The sequence below is a fragment of the Enterobacter asburiae genome (genome assembly GCF_008080435.1).
GTDB lineage: Bacteria > Pseudomonadota > Gammaproteobacteria > Enterobacterales > Enterobacteriaceae > Enterobacter > Enterobacter asburiae_C.
This window is the reverse complement of sequence record NZ_VRKN01000002.1, coordinates 482,806-503,557: the sequence shown is the minus strand read 5'-3', so window position 1 is coordinate 503,557 and position 20,752 is coordinate 482,806. Positions and strand designations below refer to the sequence as shown.

General features: G+C 53.3%; 17 protein-coding genes. 10 read left to right on the top strand and 7 right to left on the bottom strand.

Annotated features, from left to right (window positions below; translation table 11 throughout):
* Positions 1 to 66 precede the first annotated feature (66 nt).
* From der to FU672_RS05435, 4 genes are all read left to right on the top strand, one after another.
* Positions 67 to 1,539, top strand: a complete 1,473-nt coding sequence (gene der, locus FU672_RS05450; RefSeq protein WP_047346809.1) for a ribosome biogenesis GTPase Der — start codon at positions 67 to 69, stop codon at positions 1,537 to 1,539.
* Positions 1,540 to 1,838: 299 nt separating this feature from the next.
* Positions 1,839 to 3,383 carry a peptide MFS transporter gene (locus tag FU672_RS05445; RefSeq protein ID WP_148242441.1) on the top strand — a complete coding sequence of 515 codons (1,545 nt, stop codon included), beginning with the start codon at positions 1,839 to 1,841 and terminating at the stop codon, positions 3,381 to 3,383.
* A gap of 58 nt (positions 3,384 to 3,441) precedes the next feature.
* Positions 3,442 to 4,476 (top strand): Gfo/Idh/MocA family oxidoreductase, encoded by a 1,035-nt coding sequence (locus FU672_RS05440; RefSeq protein ID WP_148242440.1) that lies wholly within the window; start codon positions 3,442 to 3,444, stop codon positions 4,474 to 4,476.
* A gap of 50 nt (positions 4,477 to 4,526) precedes the next feature.
* A complete protein-coding gene (locus FU672_RS05435) occupies positions 4,527 to 4,748 on the top strand; it encodes a zinc ribbon domain-containing protein (RefSeq protein ID WP_032648740.1) in 222 nt (73 codons plus the stop codon).
* Here the strand turns inward: FU672_RS05435 and FU672_RS05430 are convergent.
* Genes FU672_RS05430 through xseA form a run of 3 tightly spaced genes read right to left on the bottom strand, consistent with a single transcriptional unit; the run spans position 4,745 to position 7,547 of the window.
* Positions 4,745 to 5,095: a protealysin inhibitor emfourin gene (locus FU672_RS05430; protein ID WP_024908659.1), complete on the bottom strand. Its 351-nt coding sequence runs from the start codon at positions 5,093 to 5,095 to the stop codon at positions 4,745 to 4,747. The genes FU672_RS05435 and FU672_RS05430 overlap by 4 nt on opposite strands.
* Positions 5,096 to 6,115: a M4 family metallopeptidase gene (locus tag FU672_RS05425; protein WP_148242439.1), complete on the bottom strand. Its 1,020-nt coding sequence runs from the start codon at positions 6,113 to 6,115 to the stop codon at positions 5,096 to 5,098.
* 58 nt (positions 6,116 to 6,173) lie between these two features.
* Entirely contained in the window at positions 6,174 to 7,547 is a 1,374-nt protein-coding gene (gene xseA / locus FU672_RS05420) for an exodeoxyribonuclease VII large subunit (protein WP_148242438.1), read from the bottom strand.
* A gap of 159 nt (positions 7,548 to 7,706) precedes the next feature.
* Between xseA and guaB the strand changes: the two genes are divergently transcribed.
* Positions 7,707 to 9,173, top strand: a complete 1,467-nt coding sequence (gene guaB / locus FU672_RS05415; protein ID WP_148242437.1) for an IMP dehydrogenase — start codon at positions 7,707 to 7,709, stop codon at positions 9,171 to 9,173.
* Between the two features lie 69 nt (positions 9,174 to 9,242).
* The gene (guaA, locus tag FU672_RS05410; RefSeq protein ID WP_148242436.1) at positions 9,243 to 10,820 is read left to right on the top strand and encodes a glutamine-hydrolyzing GMP synthase; all 1,578 of its coding nucleotides are present in this window, start codon (positions 9,243 to 9,245) and stop codon (positions 10,818 to 10,820) included.
* 145 nt (positions 10,821 to 10,965) lie between these two features.
* On the opposite strand, the gene FU672_RS05405 is transcribed toward guaA, so the two are convergent.
* The 3 genes from FU672_RS05405 to FU672_RS05395 all read right to left on the bottom strand — a co-directional run bounded on the left by FU672_RS05405 (position 10,966) and on the right by FU672_RS05395 (position 15,349).
* Positions 10,966 to 11,184 (bottom strand): DUF7661 family protein, encoded by a 219-nt coding sequence (locus tag FU672_RS05405; RefSeq protein ID WP_032648750.1) that lies wholly within the window; start codon positions 11,182 to 11,184, stop codon positions 10,966 to 10,968.
* Positions 11,185 to 11,457: 273 nt separating this feature from the next.
* Entirely contained in the window at positions 11,458 to 12,777 is a 1,320-nt protein-coding gene (locus tag FU672_RS05400) for a ComEC/Rec2 family competence protein (RefSeq protein ID WP_148242435.1), read from the bottom strand.
* A gap of 196 nt (positions 12,778 to 12,973) precedes the next feature.
* A complete protein-coding gene (locus FU672_RS05395) occupies positions 12,974 to 15,349 on the bottom strand; it encodes an AAA family ATPase (protein WP_148242434.1) in 2,376 nt (791 codons plus the stop codon).
* A 545-nt stretch (positions 15,350 to 15,894) separates the two neighbouring features.
* Here FU672_RS05395 and FU672_RS05390 point away from each other — a divergent pair.
* The 3 genes from FU672_RS05390 to FU672_RS05380 all read left to right on the top strand — a co-directional run bounded on the left by FU672_RS05390 (position 15,895) and on the right by FU672_RS05380 (position 18,038).
* Positions 15,895 to 16,257 carry a YcgJ family protein gene (locus FU672_RS05390; protein ID WP_316043719.1) on the top strand — a complete coding sequence of 121 codons (363 nt, stop codon included), beginning with the start codon at positions 15,895 to 15,897 and terminating at the stop codon, positions 16,255 to 16,257.
* Positions 16,258 to 16,461: 204 nt separating this feature from the next.
* Positions 16,462 to 17,658 (top strand): NAD(P)/FAD-dependent oxidoreductase, encoded by a 1,197-nt coding sequence (locus tag FU672_RS05385; protein ID WP_148242433.1) that lies wholly within the window; start codon positions 16,462 to 16,464, stop codon positions 17,656 to 17,658.
* Positions 17,658 to 18,038 carry a DUF1641 domain-containing protein gene (locus FU672_RS05380; protein ID WP_148242432.1) on the top strand — a complete coding sequence of 127 codons (381 nt, stop codon included), beginning with the start codon at positions 17,658 to 17,660 and terminating at the stop codon, positions 18,036 to 18,038. Before FU672_RS05385 ends, FU672_RS05380 begins: the two co-directional genes overlap by 1 nt.
* A 72-nt stretch (positions 18,039 to 18,110) precedes the next feature.
* On the opposite strand, the gene FU672_RS05375 is transcribed toward FU672_RS05380, so the two are convergent.
* A complete protein-coding gene (locus tag FU672_RS05375; protein ID WP_023338648.1) occupies positions 18,111 to 18,944 on the bottom strand; it encodes a MurR/RpiR family transcriptional regulator in 834 nt (277 codons plus the stop codon).
* A 292-nt stretch (positions 18,945 to 19,236) separates the two neighbouring features.
* Here FU672_RS05375 and FU672_RS05370 point away from each other — a divergent pair, with 292 nt between their 5' ends.
* The gene (locus FU672_RS05370; RefSeq protein ID WP_148242431.1) at positions 19,237 to 20,742 is read left to right on the top strand and encodes a CoA-acylating methylmalonate-semialdehyde dehydrogenase; all 1,506 of its coding nucleotides are present in this window, start codon (positions 19,237 to 19,239) and stop codon (positions 20,740 to 20,742) included.
* Positions 20,743 to 20,752: the final 10 nt, after the last annotated feature.

Genomic DNA, 20,752 nt, shown 5'->3' with positions numbered 1-20,752 from the left:
GCCGTTTTGACATTTTTAAAAACGCCGCAAAAGCGACGTTTATGTGAATTTTATGAGGCTTCAAACATGGTACCTGTGGTCGCGCTTGTCGGGCGCCCTAACGTTGGAAAATCCACTCTTTTTAACCGTTTAACACGCACCCGTGATGCGCTGGTTGCGGATTTCCCGGGGCTGACGCGTGACCGTAAGTACGGTCGTGCAGAGGTGGAAGGACGCGAGTTCATCTGTATTGATACCGGTGGTATTGACGGTACAGAAGACGGCGTTGAAACCCGCATGGCGGAACAGTCGCTGCTGGCGATTGAAGAAGCGGACGTGGTGCTGTTTATGGTGGATGCGCGCGCTGGCCTGATGCCGGCGGACTCCGCTATTGCCAAACACCTGCGTTCACGCGAAAAGCCGACCTTCCTGGTGGCGAACAAAACTGACGGTATTGATGCCGATCAGGCCGTCGCGGATTTCTGGTCTCTGGGCCTGGGTGAAATCTACCCGATTGCGGCATCGCATGGTCGTGGCGTCACCAGTCTGCTGGAAACCGTTCTGCTGCCGTGGGTTGACGAAGTGAACCCGCCGGAAGAGGTGGATGAAGACGCGGAATACTGGGCGCAGTTCGAAGAAGGTGAAGAGGGCGAAGAAGAGCCTGAAGACGACTTCAACCCGCAGGATCTGCCGATCAAGCTGGCAATCGTGGGTCGTCCAAACGTAGGTAAGTCTACGCTTACTAACCGTATTCTGGGTGAAGAGCGCGTGGTCGTTTACGACATGCCGGGCACCACCCGTGACAGTATCTACATCCCTATGCAGCGCGATGAGCGTGAGTATGTCCTCATCGACACCGCCGGGGTGCGTAAGCGCGGGAAAATCACCGATGTGGTGGAAAAATTCTCCGTTATCAAAACCCTGCAGGCGATCGAAGATGCCAACGTAGTGCTGCTGGTCATCGACGCACGCGAAGGTATCTCCGATCAGGACCTCTCTCTGCTCGGCTTTATCCTGAATAGTGGGCGCTCGCTTGTTATCGTGGTCAACAAATGGGATGGCCTGAGCAATGAAGTGCGCGAGCAGGTGAAAGAGACCCTCGACTTCCGTCTGGGCTTTATCGACTTTGCCCGCGTGCACTTTATCTCTGCGCTGCACGGCAGCGGCGTGGGTAACCTGTTCGAATCCGTGCGTGAAGCGTATGACAGCTCCACCCGTCGCCAGAGCACCGCGATGCTGACGCGCATCATGAATATGGCTGCGGAAGACCATCAGCCACCGCTGGTGCGCGGCCGTCGCGTGAAGCTGAAATATGCTCACGCCGGTGGTTATAATCCGCCAATCGTGGTGATCCACGGCAACCAGGTGAAAGACCTGCCGGATTCCTACAAGCGCTATCTGATGAACTACTTCCGTAAATCGCTGGACGTGATGGGTACGCCTATCCGTATCCAGTTCAAGGAAGGGGAAAACCCGTTCGCCAACAAGCGCAACACCCTGACGCCAAACCAGATGCGTAAGCGTAAGCGCTTGATTAAGCACATTAAGAAAAGCAAATAAGTCTTGCCGATCTCACAAAGGCCCGCGTTTATCGCGGGTTTTTTTTGCCCAATCATACCGTTGGTTTTCTCTGTGTGAAGTCAATCACTATTCACTCTCAACCATCTTTAAATCCAGAAAAGTAGACAATCGTCGAATTTTCATCTTAAAGTCCAGGGTCCGGTACTAGACAAAACTAGCGCCTGGTTATCAAATGGTTAACTAACTTTTCGCCGCATGTAAAAAATCGGCCAGATACGTAACTGGCCGGCGTACCTGCTGGTGTTTACAAGCACGACGACATACCTTTCGGGAGAATTATGCAATCCACTGTTAATCAAAAAGAGAGCCGAACGTTCTTCGGCCATCCGTATCCGCTCGGTTCCCTGTTCTTCACCGAGATGTGGGAGCGTTTCTCGTTTTACGGCATTCGTCCGTTACTGATCCTGTTTATGGCCGCCACCGTCTATGACGGCGGGATGGGCCTGGCGCGTGAAAACGCCTCGGCGATTGTCGGTATCTTTGCCGGTACCATGTACCTGGCCGCGCTGCCGGGCGGCTGGCTGGCCGATAACTGGCTCGGTCAGCAGAGAGCCGTCTGGTACGGTTCGATCCTGATTGCGCTCGGTCACCTGTCGATCGCGCTCTCTGCGGTGATGGGGAACAACCTGTTCTTTATCGGCCTGATGTTCATCGTGCTTGGCTCCGGACTGTTTAAGACCTGTATCTCGGTGATGGTCGGCACCTTGTATAAAAAAGGCGACGCGCGTCGTGACGGCGGTTTCTCGCTGTTCTATATGGGCATCAACATGGGCTCGTTCATCGCACCCCTGATTTCCGGCTGGCTGATTAAAACGCACGGCTGGCACTGGGGCTTTGGTATTGGCGGCATCGGGATGCTGGTGGCGCTGATTATCTTCCGCGTGTTTGCCGTTCCGGCAATGAAACGCTATGACGGCGAAGTCGGCCTCGACTCTACCTGGAACAGCCCGGTGGTGAAGCGTAACGGCGTGGGCGTCTGGCTGCTGGCGCTGGCGGCAGGCGTGACAACGATCGTGACGCTGATTGCGCAGGGTGTAATTGTGATTAACCCGGTCGCGGTAGCCAGCGTGCTGGTCTACGTGATTGCGGCGTCCGTCGCCCTCTACTTTATTTATCTGTTTGTTTTTGCGGGCCTGAACCGTAAAGAGCGCGCCAGGCTGCTGGTCTGCTTTATTCTGCTGATCTCTGCGGCGTTCTTCTGGTCCGCGTTCGAACAAAAGCCAACCTCGTTCAACCTGTTTGCTAACGACTACACTAACCGCATGATTGGTGATTTTGAAATCCCGGCGGTGTGGTTCCAGTCGATCAACGCCCTGTTCATCATCCTGCTGGCACCGGTGTTTAGCTGGGCATGGCCGAAGCTCGCGAGCAAAAACATTCGCCCGAGCAGCATCACCAAGTTTGTTATTGGTATTCTGTGCGCTGCGGCGGGCTTTGGCCTGATGATGCTGGCGGCTCAGAACGTGCTGAGCAGCGGTGGCGCGGGCGTGTCGCCGTTGTGGCTGGTGGGCAGCATCCTGATGTTGACGCTCGGCGAACTGTGCCTGAGTCCGATTGGCCTGGCGACCATGACGCTGCTGGCGCCGGAAAGAATGCGCGGCCAGATGATGGGGCTGTGGTTCTGCGCCAGCGCGCTGGGTAACCTGGCGGCGGGCCTGATTGGCGGCCACGTGAAGGCCGATCAGCTGGATATGCTGCCGGATCTCTTTGCGCGCTGCTCCGTCGCGCTGCTGATTTGTGCCGCGGTACTGATCGTCCTCATTGTTCCGGTGCGCCGCATGCTGGAAAATGCGCAGGCTAAACCGGCAGCTAACGCCTCATAAACCTCGATCTTGCCGGGGCGGTGTTATGCCCCGGCAATTTATTCGACGAGGTAAGAACATGCTGTTAGGGTTTGTTGGTCTTGGCGCAGTCGTTGAAACAGCTTACCTGCCCGCAATACGAAAATGCTTTGATAATCTCCCTCACTGTTTAGGCTTTGATATCCAGCCCGTAAAACAGCCGGAGGGGATAACGCGCTGCGCCACACTGGCTGAACTCCTCTCCCAGCCGCTTGATACCCTGTTTATTACCACGGCGTCGCTGCACCATCTTGAGGTGCTTGAACTCGCTCTCGCCTCATCGGTTTCCCGCATCGTGGTTGAAAAACCGATTGTCGCCACGCTTCCCCAAACAGAAAAGCTCAACGCGCTGCTGGCGGACCCCGACGTCGCCTCCCGCGTGCTGGCGCTCGATCACTGGATGGCGCGTATCGAAACGGTGAAGCGGTCGCTGGTTGGCAATATCGCTGACATCGTCAAAATCGACGGTTTTTTGCAGGAGCCGAGCGGATATAACGCTGCAGGGGAACCCATCGCGCTTAACTTTGCCACGGGCGAGCCGGACGCGCGTACGCTTCGCCACCCTGATGGCGTGATTCTGGATATCGGTACGCACGTGCTGGCGATGCTGCGCGAAACGGTGCGTTATCTGGGCGGGAATGATGAGATGACGCTGCGGGTCGTCACGGCTAAAGACCGCCTGGGGCGCGATATTGCAAAAGGCGACCTGACCACGGCGGAAGGCGAGGCGCATCTTCAGGGAAGCATCAGCGGCGTGCCGGTGGATATCTGGCTTAACAAATACGCGGGACCCGCGGGCGGGCAAAAAGGCCTGCGGCTCTGGTTGCGCGACGGGCGTATCATCAGTTACGACCGGCACGGCGCTGAAGATGTGCTGGATCTGATGAATGGCGACACGCGTCAACGCTGGAACATTCCCGGCACGATCTACGAGCACTGTCTTGCAGAGCATATTCTGGGCGCCAACAGTCTGTTTGAACGGGATCCGCACGAGGTGAGCCGCACGACGCGTCGCAGGATCGAGGAAGTGACGCTGCTGCTGGCGTTACAGCAACAGTTGCGTGGCCCGCACTGAACGCGACGTGGTAAAATTATTGCAGACCTGAACGCTTTAAAGGAGTCACCATGACGATTACCTGCCCGGATTGCCAGGCACTGCTTGAGCCTCAGAATGGGGTGGCGCACTGCGAAAGCTGTAATAAGGACATCGCGCTTGAAGCCCGCTGCCCGGAGTGCCATCAGCCACTCCAGGTATTAAAAGCCTGCGGCGCGGTGGACTATTTCTGCCAGAACGGCCACGGTCTTATCTCTAAAAAACGCGTGGAGTTTGTTCGGGCCGAAGGTTAATCGCACACGCAGCCTTCGCCTTTCTTCCACAGTTCGACCAGCGACTCGGGTGCTTCCTGCTCAGGCACCAGCACGATGATATCGGCGTAGTGCGCCTGATTTTGTCCGGTCCAGATAATCTGGATACGGAAATAGCGCTGGTCGCCGCTGCCGGGTGAAGAGGCTTGCCCGGGCGGCTGGCCGCGTGGAAAAGCCTGCTCCAGGATGCTCACCAGGCGCTGGCGCTGAGCCTCATTGAGTGAGGAGAGCGCGATGGTACGCTGGCCACTCAGCTTGGGAATAAAAGCGACGCCACCTTCCCGGGCCAGCTCAACCACGGCGTCATCCGTCAGTTCCGGAACCTGCATTTACAATACTCCCACCTGTTCCCAGGCTTGTTTAATGGCCGCCCCAGCGTCGCCACCGGAGCGTTTCTCTCCGTGCGCGATCGTCAGTTTTGCGAAGGCCTCAAAATCCGCATCCTGCGCCAGATTGCGATCGCAAACCGTGTCGTACCAGGCATAACCCGCTTTTTCCCAGGCATAGCCGCCGATCGCCGTCGCAGCCAGGTAGAATGCCCGGTTGGGGATGCCGGAGTTCAGATGCACGCCGCCGTTATCCTCGCGCGTTTTAATGAAATCTTTCATGTGCGCAGGCTGCGGGTCTTTGCCGAGCAGAGGATCGTCATAGGCGGTGCCGGGTTCAGACATTGAGCGCAGCCCTTTGCCGTTAATCCCCGCCGCCAGCAACCCTTCACCAATGATCCAGTCAGCTTTATCGGCGGTTTGCTTCAGATGATACTGTTTAACCAGCGAGCCAAACACGTCCGACAGAGACTCGTTCAGCGCCCCCGACTGTTCAAAATAGATAAGCCCGGCTTCTGTCTCAGTCACACCGTGGCTCAGCTCGTGCGCCACCACGTCGATAGCGATGGTAAAGCGGTTAAATATTTCCCCGTCGCCATCGCCGAATACCATCTGCTGACCGTTCCAGAAGGCGTTCTGATATTCCCGACCGTAATGCACGGTGCCGGTCAAAATAAGCCCTTTATTATCGAGCGAATCACGCTGATATTCTTTCCAGAAGAAATCATGGGTAATGCCTAAATAATTGTAGGCTTCATCCACCGCCACATCGCCGTTCGACGGCTGTCCTTCGTAACGCACCTGCGTACCCGGTAGATCCTGGGTTTGCTTCGCATCGTAAATATCGCGCTCCAGCTGTCCGGCTTTATTCACGTGCGGCGCGGCGGGTTTGCCGGGCATGTGGGCCATCAGCGTCTGGACGTGGGTTAAGGTCTGACGGGCACAGCGCTGCTGCGGCTCGGAACCGCTTTCGATAATACGACGAAGAATATAAGGGGGAATAACGCTATGAAGATGGGGCATGCTGCTCTCCTTATTAAAAAAGGGAATAGCAGCAGTATAGTAAGTAACCGGCGAAGAATTATCCGGTTTTACGCTGACGCGTCTTTTTCACCGGTTTAATTGATTTCACTTCGCTTTCTACCCAGCCGTCTGAAAGACGCGTCGTCAGCACATCACCGGCATTCACCTGTTTGGTTTGCTTCAGCACTTTGCCGTCCGTCGCTGTCGTCACGCTATAGCCGCGCGCCAGCGTGGAGAGGGGGCTGACCGCTTCAAGATGGGTCACCGCATTACCAAAACGTTCGCGGGTGGTGCTCAGGCGCGCCCGGATAGTCTCCGCCAGACGATACTCCAGCTGCTGAATCCGCGTTTGCGCACGATAAATTTTCGGCTGCGGGTTCTGCTGGTTCAGGCGCTGCGTCACGCGCTGCTGGCGCGATACTGCACGCTTAAGCTGCGCGTCCACCGCAACGTTCATGCGCTGACGCAGGCGCTCCAGCACGGTCTGCTGGCGTGCCAGACGCAGCTGCGGGTGCTGCTGCTGAAGACGGTGATGAAGCTGGGTAAAGCGACGGGTACGGTTGGCAAGGAAGTAGTCCATCGCCATCTCAAGACGCTGCTGGCCGTTCTGAATCTGACGCAGCAGCTCCAGCTGGTTGCGGCTGACCACTTCCGCCGCCGCGGACGGTGTAGGCGCGCGCAGATCCGCGACAAAATCGGCTATCGTTACGTCCGTTTCGTGGCCGACGGCGCTCACCACGGGGATAAGGCTTGCAAATATCGCCCGCGCCACGCGCTCGTCGTTAAAGCTCCAGAGATCTTCCAGCGAGCCGCCGCCGCGCCCGACAATGAGCACGTCGCACTCCCGGCGCGCGTTCGCCAGCTCAATAGCGCGCACGATCTGACCTGGCGCATCATCACCCTGAACGGCGGTCGGGTAGATGATGACGGGCAGGGAAGGGTCGCGACGCTTCAGAACGTGCAAAATATCGTGCAGTGCGGCGCCGGTTTTTGAGGTGATGACCCCAACGCAGTGGGCAGGGGAGGGCAGCGTCTTTTTGTACTGCTGGTCGAACAGCCCCTCGGCGGAGAGCCTGGCTTTTAACTGTTCATACTTTTGCTGCAACAAACCTTCGCCCGCAGGCTGCATGCTCTCGACGATAATCTGATAATCGCCGCGCGGTTCATACAGGGTGATATTGGCGCGAACCAGAATCTGCTGGCCGTGCTGAGGGCGGAACGTCACGCGACGGTTGCTGTTGCGGAACATCGCGCAGCGCACCTGGGCGGTATCGTCCTTTAAGGTAAAGTACCAGTGACCGGAAGAGGGTTGCGTAAAGTTAGATATCTCACCGCTGATCCAGACCTGCCCCATTTCCTGCTCAAGCAGCAAACGCACCGTCTGATTAAGGCGGCTGACAGTATAAATTGAGGGGGATTGAGAGGATAACATGTGAGCGGGATCAAATTCTAAATCAGCAAGTTATTCAGTCGATAGTAACCTGCTGAGAGGCGATCGCAAGCATTTTTTTTAAAAAAGTGTAGATGCAATCGGTTACGCTCTGTATAATGCCACGGCAATATTTAACCACCCAGGTCAGAGATATTGCCCATGCTACGTATCGCTAAAGAAGCACTGACGTTTGACGACGTCCTCCTCGTTCCCGCTCATTCCACCGTTCTGCCGAATACTGCCGATCTCAGCACGCAGTTGACGAAAACCATTCGCCTGAACATTCCTATGCTCTCTGCGGCAATGGACACCGTGACTGAAGCGCGCCTGGCTATCGCTCTGGCACAGGAAGGTGGCATTGGCTTTATTCACAAAAACATGTCTATCGAACGTCAGGCCGAAGAAGTTCGCCGCGTGAAGAAACATGAATCCGGCATTGTGTCTGACCCACAGACCGTTCTGCCAACCACGACCCTGCACGAAGTGAAAGCCCTGACCGAACGTAACGGCTTTGCCGGTTACCCGGTTGTGACGGAAGAGAACGAACTGGTCGGTATCATCACTGGTCGTGACGTGCGTTTCGTGACTGACCTGAACCAGCCTGTCAGCGTGTACATGACGCCGAAAGAGCGTCTGGTTACCGTGCGCGAAGGTGAAACCCGCGACGTGGTGCTGGCAAAAATGCACGAAAAACGCGTTGAAAAAGCGCTGGTTGTTGACAGCAGCTTCCACCTGCGCGGCATGATCACCGTTAAAGACTTCCAGAAAGCAGAACGTAAACCTAACGCCTGTAAAGACGAGCGTGGCCGTCTGCGCGTCGGCGCTGCGGTTGGCGCAGGTGCCGGTAACGAAGAGCGCGTTGACGCACTGGTTGCGGCGGGCGTTGACGTCCTGCTGATTGACTCCTCTCACGGCCACTCCGAAGGCGTTCTGCAACGTATTCGTGATACCCGTGCCAAATATCCTGACCTGCAGATCATTGGCGGTAACGTGGCAACGGGCGCAGGCGCTCGCGCGCTGGCTGACGCCGGTTGTAGTGCAGTGAAAGTGGGTATCGGTCCTGGCTCTATCTGTACCACCCGTATCGTGACCGGCGTTGGCGTTCCACAGATCACCGCCGTTTCTGACGCGGTTGAAGCGCTGGAAGGCACCGGTATTCCGGTTATCGCTGACGGCGGTATCCGCTTCTCAGGCGACATCGCCAAAGCAATCGCCGCGGGTGCCGCTGCCGTGATGGTCGGCTCCATGCTGGCCGGTACTGAAGAATCCCCGGGTGAAATCGAACTGTTCCAGGGCCGTTCTTACAAATCCTACCGCGGTATGGGCTCCCTGGGCGCGATGTCCAAAGGCTCCTCCGACCGTTACTTCCAGACCGATAACGCCGCCGACAAACTGGTGCCGGAAGGTATCGAAGGTCGCGTTGCCTATAAAGGCCGTCTGAAAGAGATCATTCACCAGCAGATGGGCGGCCTGCGCTCCTGTATGGGTCTGACCGGCTGTGGTACCATCGACCTGCTGCGTACTAAAGCGGAATTCGTACGCATCAGCGGTGCGGGTATCCAGGAGAGCCACGTTCACGACGTGACGATCACCAAAGAGTCCCCGAACTATCGTCTGGGCTCCTGATTTTTCTTCGCCCGACCTCGTGTCGGGCGATTTATTTAATCTGTTTCACTTGCCTCGGAATTAGCGTCAATGACGGAAAACATTCATAAACATCGCATTCTCATCCTGGACTTCGGTTCTCAGTACACTCAGCTGGTGGCGCGTCGCGTACGTGAACTGGGCGTTTACTGTGAGCTGTGGGCATGGGATGTCACGGAAGCACAGATTCGCGAATTCAATCCAAGCGGCATCATCCTGTCCGGCGGCCCGGAAAGTACCACCGAAGAGAACAGCCCGCGCGCGCCGCAGTACGTGTTCGAAGCTGGCGTGCCGGTATTCGGCGTTTGCTACGGTATGCAGACCATGGCAATGCAGCTGGGCGGCCACGTAGAAGGCTCCAACGAGCGCGAGTTTGGCTACGCACAGGTAGAAGTCGTCACCGACAGCGCGCTGGTGCGCGGTATCGAAGACTCCCTGACCGCAGACGGCAAACCGCTGCTGGACGTGTGGATGAGCCACGGCGACAAAGTTACCGCCATCCCGTCTGACTTCGTGACCGTTGCCAGCACCGAAAGCTGCCCGTTCGCCATCATGGCGAACGAAGAAAAACGCTTCTACGGCGTGCAGTTCCACCCGGAAGTGACCCACACCCGTCAGGGTATGCGCATGCTGGAGCGCTTCGTGCGTGACATCTGCCAGTGTGAAGCGCTGTGGACCCCGGCAAAAATCATCGACGACGCCGTTGAGCGTATTCGCCAGCAGGTTGGCAATGACAAAGTAATCCTCGGCCTCTCCGGCGGCGTGGACTCCTCCGTGACCGCGATGCTGCTGCACCGCGCCATCGGCAAAAACCTGACCTGCGTCTTCGTGGACAACGGTCTGCTGCGTCTGAACGAAGCCCAGCAGGTTATGGACATGTTCGGCGACCACTTCGGTCTGAACATCGTTCACGTGGAAGGCGAAAAACGCTTCCTGGACGCGCTGAAAGGCGAGAACGATCCGGAAGCCAAGCGTAAAATCATCGGCCGCGTGTTCGTGGAAGTGTTCGACGAAGAAGCGCTGAAGCTGGAAGACGTGAAGTGGCTGGCGCAGGGCACTATCTACCCTGACGTGATCGAGTCTGCGGCTTCCGCAACCGGTAAAGCACACGTCATCAAATCTCACCACAACGTGGGCGGCCTGCCGAAAGAGATGAAGATGGGCCTGGTTGAACCGCTGCGCGAGCTGTTCAAAGACGAAGTGCGCAAGATTGGCCTGGAACTGGGTCTGCCGTACGACATGCTCTACCGTCACCCGTTCCCGGGGCCGGGTCTGGGCGTGCGCGTGCTGGGCGAAGTGAAGAAAGAGTACTGCGACCTGCTGCGTCGCGCGGACGCTATCTTCATCGAAGAGCTGCACAAAGCTGACCTGTACAACAAAGTGAGCCAGGCGTTCACCGTGTTCCTGCCGGTTCGCTCCGTCGGCGTCATGGGCGATGGCCGTAAGTACGACTGGGTTGTTTCCCTGCGTGCGGTAGAAACCATCGACTTCATGACCGCGCACTGGGCGCACCTGCCGTATGACTTCTTAGGCCGCGTGTCTAACCGCATCATCAACGAAGTGAACGGTATTTCCCGCGTGGTGTATGACATCAGCGGTAAGCCACCGGCGACGATTGAGTGGGAATGATTTCCCAACCGGATACGTCTGGTACTAACAGGTTCTAAATTATCTCTAAGCCCGCAGATTGCGGGCTTTTTTTGGGCCATGGCTGGCAACACCATCTCAGGTGAGTGCCAGGAGCAGGCGCAACGTAATGCTATCCATTAAATCCTTATTCGATGCGTTCCACATTTGGATGACGATCGGTTGCGGCTTCATGGAAAATGTCACCCAGCCAGCCGGCAATCTCACCTTCAGTCATATCGTCAGGAATAGCGATGTCATAGAGTCGAGAAAACTTTCTCTCCGTCAGGTCAGCACGAAATACCAGCCACCGATCATGCTTCCGTTGAACGCCAATATGCCGTCCAAAAACGTTATATATCAGCATATGTAATCTCCGATCATGCTAGTGAGTTCCTGTAGTTAAGATACCTACGTTAGATCAGGCCAGAGAGTAAATCGTATAAATATGAAAGGTCAGCGTCCGCTTTTCGCTCATAGCGGACCTTCAGCTCAATCAGTTTGTCCGCTTAGTGCCAAAAGCGGACATGGCCAATACCATGGTCTATTAATCAAGGGGAGCATGTCAGTTGGGGTGAATTGACTATCATCCCAAACACCCCATTATAAAATTTATTTATAAATTCTGGCAAATCAAAGGTCAATAACAGTAATAAGCATGGGCCGGACTCATCCGACTCGCTGAGCATACTGCACATCCGTATTTATTTAAATCTTTGGTGACTACATCATGTGGATGATATTTTGTTGGAGTTGCGCACTGGATAAAGCATACTTTATTAAGATCAAAGCGTGTGGCATTATCCACAGCCCAGCAATGTTGAGACCCATGATGCGGTACCTGTACTCCAATGAGTGATAACCAGCGATGTTGTCCAAAATGGGTTTTCATATCTTCAATCACATCACTCGTCAGATTTATATCGCCAGTAAATAGCGTTCCAAAATCTCTGCGCTTTGTCAGTGGTGCTGCATACATGCATAAGGAAATATTATTCTTAGCTTCCCCAGTACTACCGAAGTGCGTCTCATATGAATCCTTAAGCGTTTGCCGCCAGTTTACTGGTAAATTGGTGATTTTTTGGTGTAAACCGAGAGAAATGATCGTCGCTTCAATGTCATCTTTAACTTCAGACATACGCATCTTTGAAACTTTCGCATACATTTCACCACCTGATTCATAAACAAGACCAAGTGCTGAGAAAGGTTTTTCCGCATTATAAAACAAAAACTCGAAGGAGTTATTAGCAGAATATACCGCTTGACTTTGGTGTATTTTTGCCACTTTGATAGCCGTTGTCGCAGCCTGGTTTTTCAGTTTAAAAAAAACATTATCGGCGGCTACCTGATCTGACGGAAATTCTTGGTTGCCCTCAGGCAACGGAGGTGTATTTTCATCTGGAGTATCAGATTCAGGATCAAACGCAGAATGTTCCTTCCATTTAGGGCTATCGTTATCAGGATTATCAGGATTATCAGGATTATCAGGATTATCAGGTGAACTATCTGTCTCTTCAGGACCACCATTCCCTTGCACCAACAGGATTTCACCTACTCTATCAATAAAATTATTGAGCTCTAACCACTTTGAAGGATCAATTTGTAACAGAGCGACTGACGGAGAGATTCCTTTCGGTCCCATCACCGAGATTTCGCGAATACTCTGCGGCCATTCAGTAAAAGGTAGAACAAGCCTTCTGACATAATATTTCTGAAGCAGCGCTTCGAGTCCATTAACATGATCATTATCAAAATGGGAAATCACTAACATATCGATAACATTGCGTGGTCCAAACCAATTTGGTAGAGCAGCTATTGTGTTAAGTACGGTTTTTTTACTGGTTGAGCCGCAGTCATACATCCAGTTAAAAATGTCATCACTGTTTTTATCATAAATTTGCCCGGTAAATAATGTTCCATTCCCGACCGCATGAAAGCATTTCCGCACTTGGTGTACCATCAGCGCTATTCCTTTAAATAATGTCAGAATTAATACAAGAGAAATATGGATTACGCCCAGAGTGCTAACAAGCACAACAGAAAAAAATGTTATATCAGAAGCGTAGAAATTTTATCATAGATATATAAAGTATTACATCCATACGGTTGATCTAGTCAATGGATTCTGTCTTGGAAGTGCTCGCCAGCAGAAGGCTTCAAAACGGCACCACTTGATCGAATCCAGACTGATCAATTTCAGACTTGAGTGCAGTCGGTACGGGGGCTGATGTCTCTATTACAGCGGCTCCATCAAATACAGTGTTCCCTTCTTCGCCAACAGCCGTCATTGGCTGCTGCTCAGAGATATCTTCCGGATCAAGATCAACATATGAATCGCCCATCATCATTTTGTAATGTGCATCATGCTTAGCTGCTTTGAATATCTTGAAGAAAATTTTCAGGTAATTTGCTGCCATATTGTCGCTAATGGCCACATAAAGCTCATCCGGAGCGTAATGCGAGCCATCATTTACCCAACTCATCAAAGACTGGCACTGTATCTTTTCGATACCCTCAAATTTGTCGACAAGATGGTATGTATCGACACCACCCAAAATCTTGAAATAGTTCTCCAAAATCCGACGCATGGTGTTCTGCAACGTAAGGACTGGCACCGGTGTTCTTTTTAGCTCGGCCCAGAGTAGTTGATAAGAATTCCGGATTGGATTACTTGAATGGAATTCAATTACTGAATACTCATTAGGTTTGCGGACAATCCAAAATGTCTCGTCAGCAAGCGAAGTATTGGTCTTCCGACGTTGATCGTACGTGACTTCTTTATGGAAATGCACATTGTGGGTAAGCACCACAACTTGTTTAAGATGGCTATCACTCTTTCTAACCTCGGCGAAGAGCTCCTTGATTAAGCTACTCACAATAAACAATACATCACTATCAAGGCTAGAAACAGGGTCATCGATAATCACGATCCGATCAGTGGTGATACCGGACGTCGTAATACTTCCTCTCAGCAGATGGTAGAAATAAAGGAACGTTACGAAGGTCTTCTCGCCTTCACTCAATGTTTGCTTGGCATCCTTCCCATCCGCCCGGATAATTCTATAAGAATTATCTATACATGCAGGATCTAGAGAAAAGCTGAGAAAGCCAAAATTCTTCAAGATTTTATTTATAGCAATTACTGTAGGTTTTACGCTGGTAAGTTCCGCCTCAATATTATCGATATCGACATCAGTAGCATTAATACTTTCCGTGGCCTTATCCCGGCTTAATGTGATACCCGAAATAGATTTTTGTAATTTATTTTTCTCAGTGGTATAATCAGCCAAGGTATTCTTTAACTCAGCATCGACAATATATTTCCACACTTCCCCAGTTAATCTACGTTGCTCAGTAGCGAAGCTTGCAACTAGGCGATTTTTTTCGGATATTTTCGCGTTCGCCGCATTAATAATAGCAGTAATATCCGCCTGAATATCCTCTAGCCCCTCAAGAAAAACCTCAGTACTTGGAGTGATAACTTTATTATCCATCCGACCTTTATTGACAAGAACAACAGCATCCAGTTCTTGAATCTTAGGGTTAAGTTTTTCCTTGTCCAGTTCTTTGCAATCCAAAGCCAACAAAACATATGCCTGAGCCAAAAGATCCTCAGCAATTTGGAAATAATTATTACGCAGGGTAGAGACTGCCTTAGAATCCGCTTCAAAAGTCTCATCGAAGTAATCAGTAAGTTCCTTCTCGAAGTCATGGGGCAGGGTCTGCTGACAGAACGGACATTGTTCATTCGTATGTTCCATAAATCTCATACCCTGTCTGACCCAGTCGCTATTACCTAACCGCTGAATAATCGCCGATATGCTGACATCATCTTTACCTACCACCTTTTTAACCAGAATCGGGTTTTTCTCGAATGCTATCAACCGTGATAAATCCAAGGTCGAAACAAGATCTATTTTCGAGGGTTGGTCACCATATAAAACCGTAGCTCTAGTCTTGAGATCAACTAAATCAACCAAGGTGTATTTGTTATTCTGATGTTCTTGAAGAACCTTTGCTTTGAATGCTTCCTTATTATTCCTTAAACCAGTAAATGCCCCCTTAAAATATTCATCATGCTTAACTTTCTGTTCCCAGCATCGTCCAACTAACTTTGCTTCCAAAGAAATCAACTCAGCATTCTTTCCGGGTTTTCCATCTTCACCATCAAGCGAGATGATTAACTTGGCTCTCAACTGTTCATGGCGCTTTCTTTCATCTTTAAGTTCTTTGAGGCGATCGAGCTGAACTTTTTCGGCCTTGCCGAGTGTAAATACTCCCTGAAACTCTTTGGATTCTGAAAAGTTGGCAGTGATGAAGTCATTGTTATAGATCATTGCTGGCACTGGCGTATTGTTGAGCCAGGTAATGCTGGAGTCTATTGAAAGACTAGGTTTCTCAATAAGTCGACTGATTGTGGTCTTACCCGCCCCATTTGCTCCATAAATAAAATTAATCTTTTTTAGATTAATAACTTCTGATTTGTCAGGATGATAGGTGGCGATGTTGGAGAGACTAATTGATTCTATCATAGCGGGTCATCCCTGCACGCAACGTCACTAAATTGGCCGCTGCTCAGTAAAATTCTGAAGGTCTAGGCAATTGAACGACTACCTAAACATTTTACTATCATATGAAGGCTATTGGCTTTATAAACATATATGGAATGGTGATTGATGTAAAGGTCAGCAGTATAAAGAGGACTAGGGCTGGTGCAGTTTTACCTACTCTACAGATCAGGGATGGTATAAGTGCTCCTGCAAATTGTGTCACTTAATTTTAAGGCTTCCCCCATTTAAGGCTACGTCCGTAGATCGCTCACACCGGACTCGCCCCGCCCCACAAGCCCACTTCCTTTAGAGCATAGTCGTTCAGGTCTCTAAAACTGCATGACTCACCTGAATAGGGCCCTTACAATTGCCTCCGAGCCGAACTTTCGACAACTGTTAGGTCAACAAAAAGCCATACGGGGCATTTCCTGCTGAAACTCAGAACCCTCCAGGGTTGTTCACCCTCATGATGGTTCCACCGCGCCCGGTGCAAAGCCGACACTCATTAACCAACGGAGATTATCATCTTGAACAAGTCAATACTCGCATGCTCTGTGGCCGCGCTGCTGGCCGTGTCCGCCATGTCCGCCCAGGCCAGGACCCCCGCCAGGCTCAAGTCGCCAGTATCGGGCGTGCTCTGCGACCGATATGTATGCGCCAATGACAAGGGATTATCCCGCGATTTGACAGAGACGTATCTCGGTAAGAAGGCTGCTGCAAACGAGGTGTTCACGTCGAGCAATGTCGATCTGACCGAATTCACCTTTGCCAACGGCATTTTCTGCGATGTGAAGGAGCGACTGTGCCGTGAGGATCGCTATTATGGCGCGAACGGACAGCGCTCAGGGGCGGTGTCTAAAAAGTACACAAAGCTGCTCTTTGGCGAATAATGGTAATGAAAAGAGACTGCGTTATAGGGATATAAATTATATTTTGCAGTATATTTTATAAATAATGATGTGGTTATCAAAAATAAATTTCTCGTGAAAGGTTATGTTGCGGAATATTGCTCTGTTACTACCCTTTAGCTGAGCGTAACAGTGAAGCGGTCTGGTTACGTGAATTCCCATTCACTACCATGAGCGAATAAAGGAATGAAAAACCGCATAATGATTGTCGGCGGCGGCACGGGAGGAACAATTGTCGCCAACCTTCTGACCAGGAAATTACGACGTGAAATTGCTGCCGGTCAGGTAGAGCTGGTACTGATTTCCGAATCACCGGTGCACTACTACAAACCCGCCTTTATGTACGTCGCCTTTAACCTCTTCCATCATCATGAGCTGGCCCGGCCTGAACGGCAGTTACTGAGTCCTGAAATTCAATTTATTACCGACAGGATTGAATCTTTCGATTTTAAGCAGCGTCGACTGTACGGTGCCAGTAAACGATATTACGACTGGGACCTGCTGGTTATCGCAACGGGCTGCACGCCTTTCCCCCAAAAAATCCCTGGCCTTGCCGACGCGGGCGACCATTTTTATCAATATGCGGCGGCAAGACAGCTAGCGCATAAGCTCGCCACCATCAAAAAGGGGCGAATATTTATTACCGTCTCTTTTCCTGAAACGCCGAATGTTCCCCACCAGTGCGGCATTGCCCCTATTGAAACCACGCTGATGGTTGATGACTATTTGCGTCAGCGTGGGGTGCGTAATCAGGTTGAGATTGTTTATACCTATCCGACCGTCGCGCAATTATTGCGAAACTGTCTGTTCCTGCAGCGTCCGGTGGGGGAGGCGCTGGGTGATATTTTTGCCGCTAAAGGAATACAGCATCAGCGCGGTTTTACCTTAAGCCATGTCGATCCTGACAGCAAAATTGCCTATTCCGCCGAGGGCGATTCACAGAATTTCGACATCCTGATGGCAACGCCTCCCATCAGGGCGGTTGAAGCGGTGCGTAATACGGGACTGAGTGAGGTTCAGAACGGTGAAGGCTGGCTGCCGACGGATCACCAAACGCTGGGCGTCTACGGCCTGGAAGGGGTGTATGTGATCGGCGATACCGTTGACCTCCCGATCAGTAAAGCCGGGGGATCGTGCCACAACCAGGCGCCGATCGTTGCCGATAACATTGTGGCGGAGCTGTACGGCAGACCGCCCGGAAGCGGCAACCATTACGATGGACGGGTTCAGGCCGTTGCGCAGATGGGGCTCTGGGCCGGTATGCCGTTGGTGTATGACTATCGCAATGACGTGACGCCCATGCCTGCGACGAAACTCGGCGGCATGCTGCGAAACGGTTTTAACCGTGGTCTCTATTGGGGTGTCGTGAGGGGGATGTTCTGATGAGTGAACAGGAACAGTTACTTAAAAGCCTCGCCCCGCTGATGGCAGGCAATCGCCTGAATAATCTGGTTGATCTGCTGGCCTTAGCAGCAGACATGCTGGAAATGACCGACAGCGCGATGGTCGAAAAACTGGCAGGCGTTTTTGAAGATGTGGTCACCGTCGGTTGGGAAGGGGGAACCGCGCTACGCATGGCGTGGGGAGAGCAAATTAACCGGGAAGGGGATATTTCGCTTCGGCAGGTGTTTGCCATGCTCAACGATCCTGATACCCGCCGCGGCATCATGCTTTTACTGCGGGTGTTACAGATTACGGGGCAACGTCTGAATTCCCTCTCTTCCGTCAGTTATTCTGATTGCCCCGAGATAAGAAGCCGCTAATGTCTGGCTGATGCTCTTCAGGCGGCCGGGTATCGTCTATACCTTACCCGGCCCACCAAACGGCATTGGGGGCTATTTCTCCCCGCCCCCCAACCGATACGCCAGCGCCACCACCAGCGACTGCACCAGGCACAGCGTCGCCGACTGAGACCGGAACGCATCCACCTGCGCCTCTTTCACTACAAAGCAGAGATCGCTGAACGTCGCCAGGGGGCTTATCTGGCTGTCCGTAATCACGATCTGCCGCGCGCCGACGCTGGCGGCGGTTTCGCTGACCATCACCGTCTCTTCCGCGTATGGCGAGAAGCTGATAGACACCACGATGTCGCGTGCCTTAATGCGGCTGATCTGCTCGCGCAGCATGCCGCCCATGCCGTCGAGCAGGATAGGGCGACACTCCAGATGGCTCAGGGCGTAGGTCAGATACGCGGCGACGCTAAAGGAGCGGCGCAGCCCGGCGATGTAGATGGTGTCGGCGTCGGCCAGCAACTGTACCGCACGCTCCAGCATCTCCGGTTCGGCACGGGCGGCCAGCTGCTGTAGCGCCTGTGCGTTCGAGCGGGCGAACTCCTGGAGAATATCGAGCGGCGTTTCCGGGACGGCCTCGCTCTCCATTTCGCGGAACAGCCGGGCGCGGTCGCTGTAGCTGGCGGTCTCCTCCACCAGGTTCATGCGAAACAGCTGTTTCATTTCGTTGAAGCCGGTGAAGTCAAAGGCGTTAGCAAAGCGGATCAGCGTCGAGGGCGGCACGTCGGCGCGTTCGGCAATGACGGCAACCGTATCAAAGGCCACACTGTTGGTGTTATCCAGCACGTAGCGGGAGACCTGCTGCAGCCTCTTGCTCAGGCTATCGTAGCGATCGCGGATTTGCTGCTGCAGTTCGTTCAGGCTGGTTGCTGTCGTCATGTTATCCCCCAAATACAGTCTTATGATTCTAAACGCAAAACCGCGTCTTTTAAATGTCGGCCATCCATCTGGCAGCAAAAATGAAACAGAAACTTCAGTCATTTCCTCGCCCGAAATCCCTTAATAGCGCACGCTGCGTCAGTGTTGTTGGCTGTTAACATAAAAATCCATCCTTGATCACAATAATCATCATTTATTTTATTTCAACTTAAAATGGAATATTTGTTTCATATATAGTGTTCAGTACACAGTGTTCAGGTAACAGTCACGTATCAACAGCGAGAGGTTAAGGATGGAGACGGTAGCGAATTTTATTCACGGCGAATGTGTCACCGGTTCAGGCCAGCGCGTTCAGGCGATCTTCAACCCGGCCACCGGCGAGCAGATCCGCCAAGTGGTGATGAGTACGGCGCAGGAAACCGAACAGGCGATTGCCGCCGCACAGCAGGCGTTTCCGGCGTGGGCGCGCCATGCTCCGCTTAAGCGCGCGCGCGTGATGTTCCGCTTCAAGGCGCTGCTGGAGGAGAATATGGAGCGCCTGGCCCGCATCATCAGCGAAGAGCACGGCAAAGTCTTCTCCGACGCGGTGGGCGAACTGACCCGCGGCCTGGAAGTGGTGGAGTTTGCCTGTGGCATCCCGCATCTGCAAAAGGGTGAACACTCTGCGAACGTCGGTACCGGCGTCGACAGCCACTCGCTGATGCAGCCGCTCGGCGTCTGCGCCGGGATCACGCCGTTCAACTTCCCGGCGATGGTGCCGATGTGGATGTTCCCGATTGCGCTGGCGACCGGCAACACCTTCGTGCTGAAACCGTCGGAAAAAGACCCTTCGCTGGCACTGGCGCTCGCGCAGCTACTGAAAGAGGCCGGGCTGCCGGACGGCGTGTTCAACGTGGTGCAGGGCGATAAAGAGTCCGTTGACGTGCTCCTGACCGACCAGCGCGTGCAGGCCGTCAGTTTTGTCGGCTCCACGCCGATTGCGGAATACATTTACCAGACCGCGTCCGCCCACGGTAAGCGCTGTCAGGCGCTGGGCGGCGCGAAAAACCACTGCATTTTAATGCCGGATGCCGACATGGAGATGGCGACCAACGCCATCATGGGCGCGGCCTACGGCGCGGCGGGGGAACGCTGCATGGCGCTCTCGGTGGTGCTGGCGGTGGGGGATAAAACCGCTGATGACCTCTGCGCCCGGCTGGAAAAACAGATTGCCGCGCTGCGCGTCGGACCGGGGCTCGACCAGACGCCGGAAAACGAAATGGGGCCGCTCATCTCCTCCGCGCACCGCAGTAAGGTGCTGGGCTACATCGACAGCGGGGAAGCGCAGGGGGCGAAACTGCGCGTGGACGGGCGCGGCTTCAGCGTGAAAGGGCATGAACAGGGCTATTTTGTCGGGCCGACGCTGTTCGATAACGTCACTCCGGAGATGACCATCTATAAAGAAGAAATTTTTGGCCCGGTGCTTTCTGTGGTGCGCGTGGCAGATTACGCCAGCGCGGTGGATCTGATTAACCGTCATGAATATGGTAATGGTTCGGCGATCTTCACCCGCGACGGCGGCTGCGCGCGCCGCTTCTGCGAAGAGGTGCAGGCGGGCATGGTGGGCGTTAACGTGCCGATCCCGGTGCCGATGGCATTCCACAGCTTTGGCGGCTGGAAGCGTTCCATCTTTGGTGCGCTCAACGTCCACGGCAACGACGGCGTGCGTTTCTACACCCGAATGAAAACCATCACCGCGCGCTGGCCGGAAATGCAGCAGGAGACAGGCGCTGCGTTCTCTATGCCGACGCTGGGCTGACAGGAGGTTT